The sequence below is a fragment of the Nosocomiicoccus massiliensis genome (assembly GCF_000438455.1).
Classification (GTDB): domain Bacteria; phylum Bacillota; class Bacilli; order Staphylococcales; family Salinicoccaceae; genus Nosocomiicoccus; species Nosocomiicoccus massiliensis.
Map to the genome: position 1 here is coordinate 1 of NZ_CAVG010000129.1, position 3871 is coordinate 3871.

5 protein-coding genes are annotated in these 3871 nt (G+C 33.5%); all 5 read right to left on the reverse strand.

The window, feature by feature from the left end:
- Nucleotides 1–1147 (reverse strand): hypothetical protein (locus tag TJ68_RS06255; RefSeq protein ID WP_040929306.1); only part of this gene is annotated, 1147 nt, incomplete at its 3' end.
- 12 nt (nucleotides 1148–1159) lie between these two features.
- A complete protein-coding gene (locus tag TJ68_RS06260; RefSeq protein ID WP_040929307.1) occupies nucleotides 1160–1792 on the reverse strand; it encodes a P-loop NTPase family protein in 633 nt (210 codons plus the stop codon).
- A 19-nt stretch (nucleotides 1793–1811) separates the two neighbouring features.
- Nucleotides 1812–2402, reverse strand: coding sequence for a hypothetical protein (locus tag TJ68_RS06265; protein ID WP_040929308.1), 591 nt, complete (start codon nucleotides 2400–2402; stop codon nucleotides 1812–1814).
- Nucleotides 2403–2419: 17 nt separating this feature from the next.
- On the reverse strand, nucleotides 2420–3145 hold the full coding sequence (locus TJ68_RS06270) for a WecB/TagA/CpsF family glycosyltransferase (RefSeq protein WP_040929309.1): 726 nt from the start codon (nucleotides 3143–3145) through the stop codon (nucleotides 2420–2422).
- A gap of 243 nt (nucleotides 3146–3388) precedes the next feature.
- The coding region (locus tag TJ68_RS08550) for a hypothetical protein (RefSeq protein ID WP_040929310.1) at nucleotides 3389–3871 on the reverse strand (483 nt) is incomplete at its 5' end.

A 3871-nucleotide genomic window follows, 5' to 3' on the forward strand; every position in this document is an offset into this window, starting at 1 on the left:
AGTCTTTAATGGATGTCATACGTCTTCTTATACGTGGACGAGATACTTTAAAACCTAAGTAGTTGTCTTTTCTTCTATAAAAATGAGTGTTGAGATACTCATTGTCATGAAGATGTTTACCGACCATATCATCGATAATTTTTGCAAATCGAATATCAAGTTGATACACGATACCATCATTTATAAAGTTGATTTTTTTATTTGTAAATCCGTCGATCAATACTCCAATTGGTATATCACATCGTAATTGATCTGTTAAATCGATATCCACCGACGTATCAAGCCTCGGGTTATAGATACTTAATTTCGGTTGATTGATTAACATATCTTTTTCTAATTGAATATTAACTGTGACGACGTTATCTCTTATTTCACTCACGTAAAATGACTCGAGTTCTATCACATGCTCTTTAACTTCAAGCGTTAACTCCGGCTCTGTCGTAAGTGTATACGAATAATATTCAGTAAAAAGCTCGTGTTCGTTTAATTTGCCTTTTAATAAATAAACATCTTCTTTTTGAGCAATATAAAATACCGCTTCACCGTTTGTAAGTTGATCTAATCCAGTCACTTTTAACGTATAATCATCAATTAAAGTTGTCGGTATTTCTACGAACTTATGAATATAACTTAAAAAGAGTACAGAATCTTTATCCACTTTCGTATTAAAGTTTAACAATAAGCCATCTTTTAATACATTAGCGTCGTTTACAAGTTGTGTTTCATCAGTAAAGTTTAACGTCATATATCGTTTAGAAATATGTACATCTCTTTTTACTTTAATGTTATATAGTTTATTGTTCACAAAATATTGAGTACGCGCTTTAAGTTCCTTACTTCTTTTTATTCGCATCTTTTCGTTAAATGAATATAACTGAATAGATAGATTGTCTGGATGATTGCTAAAATACGTTTCAGAGACACGCACTGTAATTAAATCTTCATTGTGCTCACACGGAACTTCGTGTTCTACTTCATCGATTAAAACAGTCGCATTATAATTTGAAATCACTCGTAAATTAATAAACGGGAGGACTTTATAAGTGAATATAAAGTCGCCCCCTACTCTATTAATATCGATGAGTTCAATGTCTTTTGTAAATCTTTCTCTCACATGTTTAGAGAAATAATTTGTAAATCGACTCATGCATATTCACCTTTAACTTTCATCAAAATTATTAACGACACCTAAAATTTCGATGCCACTCTCTTCTAGTCTCGAAGCCAGTTCGTTTGATTCAACGATATGACGTTCCTTATTTTTTACAATCACCGCTGCATCGATTACTTCTTTTGTTGCATCGACATTCGCTGTGTCATACATTCGCATACCAGCATCAATAATAACATAGTCGAATTTATTTCTTAACGTGCCAATGATATATTTAAATTTACTCGATAAAAAGACTTCGTTGCCAATCGACGTTTGTAGTCCAGCATGAATCATAGATAGTCCATATACCGGTGTGTCATACGTCACTGACAGTATACTTTTGTCAGTCGCTATCGCATCTGTAATACCGCTTCTTAATTGAACGTGAAATGTGTCATGAATTGTCGGGTCGTCTAGGTTTGCATCGAGAAATACGACGTTTGCACCTCTACGTGCTAAAGCGATCGCAACGTTCGTTGCGATTGTCGTAACCCCTTCTTTTTGATATTCAGATGCAAACAATAATACACGTTGCTTGTTTTGTGTGTAATATTTAATACGGTCTGCGATATTAAAGTATTTTAAAGAGACATCACTTTCTGGCTCGTTCACTACGATATGTCTTCTATTATCTAACATATATTCTCACTCACTTACACTAATATTTTGGTATCGAACCAAGCACCGTATAATCTGATTCAGCTGATTTTCCTTTACCAACACGTGGTTTTTTAAATGTGTAAATTAACGTACCAACAAAATACCCAATAATAAGTCCAACAATGACGTAAATCAATTTAATTTTATGTGATTTATCTTCTACCACACCGTCATCTGGAGCTGTCACATACTCGACTGTACTACCTTGTACAAATGTTTCTATCTCCTCAGTCGCAATTTGTGCAAGCTGCTCTGTTACAAGTATTGAGGGACGTCTATTGTCTAAACTTACCGAAACTTTTAAAGTATCTGAATCTTCGTTATACGTGACAATAATTTTCTCTTTTAATTTTTGAACAGGAAGCGTAATGTTCTCTTGTTCTTTTAGTTTTGTAACGACTTTATCAGATTTAATAATCGCCTCATAAATTCCTGGATCAACTGATTCTTCCGTATGCACGTTAAATTCAGCAGTCGCGTTGTACTGGTTACCAATAAAAAATAACGTAAATAACGACGCTACTATTCCACCAATTAATATACTCGTTAATAATATAAAACCTTTACTTGATACATTACGTTTTGACATAGAATCTTCCTTAACGTTTAATCATTTTTTAGTAGTGCTTTTATCATAAAACTAAACACCTTAATATTTCTTTTAATGCGTTCAGGTTGTTTAATCATGCGGTACAACCATTCTAAGTTTAATTTAATCCAAATATCTGGCGCACGTTCCACTGCTTTCGCATGGACGTCTAAACTACCACCAACACCGATGAATAGCCCTTTTTGTGCATTTTTAATATGGCGATCGATAAATAATTCTTGCTTTGGTGCACCGAGCGCGACGAATACGATATCTGGTGCCTTTTCATAAATCTCATCATGAATTTTTTCATCATCAATATCGATATATCCGTGATGTCTGCCGACAATATTTAAGTTCGGATAAGTCAATTTAATTTGTTCTGCCGCCTCTTTATTGACAGACTCTTTTGCGCCGAGTAAATACACGCTTAAATTTTCGTCATCGGCATATTGAAGTAAATCGACTGTTAAATCAAACCCGGTAATTCGCTCTTTTAGCGGACGTCTTTTTAACTTTGAAAGTAATACAACTCCGATACCATCCGGCGTGACATAATCCGCACGTTTAACGACGTGTTGAAATTTGTTATCTTCTTTTGTTTTCATCAAAATCTCTGGATTTGCTGTTACGACGAACGTCTTTTCTTTTTGATCTAGACGTCTTTTTAGTTCGTCTACAAACTGTTCATGTGTCGTATTTACAAATGGAATTCCAAGTAAATGTACTACCCTTTTAATCATGTCTTTCACTACTTTCAGTCTTATCTATATCATACATGATTTTTAAACTTTTTTCTTAATTATTCGGGCTCTTTTTTTGTTGTAAAATACGTTCGAGTTGTAGAATCGGAACGTAACCAATCGTAACTTTTCCATCTTGTTCTATATACGTCGGCAATTTATCGATCTCAGTAAACGGAACTTTTCCGCGTTCAAAACGCCCAATAATCGTGTATAACCTATGAATCAGTCGTGTAATATCGTCTAATATACTTTGTGATATTCTAGCGACTTCGATATGGATAAACGGATTTTCTTTTCTTTTTTAGGATATCGATATTTTTTAATCCAATGAATGTCTTTTTGAGACATTTCATCTTTTGATTTAAACTCAATCGCAAAAAACGGGAGTCTATCGTCTTCTTTAAACGCCTCGTCAAATTGTTGTCTAAAGCTATAAAATTCTAAATGATGTTCTTCTTTACGAATGACGTATTGCTCTCCATTTTGTTGGATATAAAAAATCGTACTGTTCGGTACACGGTATGCTTTTTTAATATCAATATATAAATCAGACATTTTAATAAACTGTGTATAATCTAAATTTAAGTGCGCGATATTTTTATCTTTACTTTCTAATATTGAAAGTTCTAATGTTAAATCGTCTGAAGTTAGCGTTGCTTTATTTAACGCTTCGAACAATTTATTTAACTGCATTTCGTATAATTCACTATACGAATACTCACC

What these genes read in the sequence shown, in the direction of transcription:
- TJ68_RS06265 (WP_040929308.1), bottom strand. Translation starts at nt 2,402, where the DNA reads ATGTCAAAACGTAATGTATCAAGTAAAGGTTTTATATTATTAACGAGT.
- TJ68_RS06270 (WP_040929309.1), bottom strand. Translation starts at nt 3,145, where the DNA reads ATGATTAAAAGGGTAGTACATTTACTTGGAATTCCATTTGTAAATACG.
- TJ68_RS06260 (WP_040929307.1), bottom strand. Translation starts at nt 1,792, where the DNA reads ATGTTAGATAATAGAAGACATATCGTAGTGAACGAGCCAGAAAGTGAT.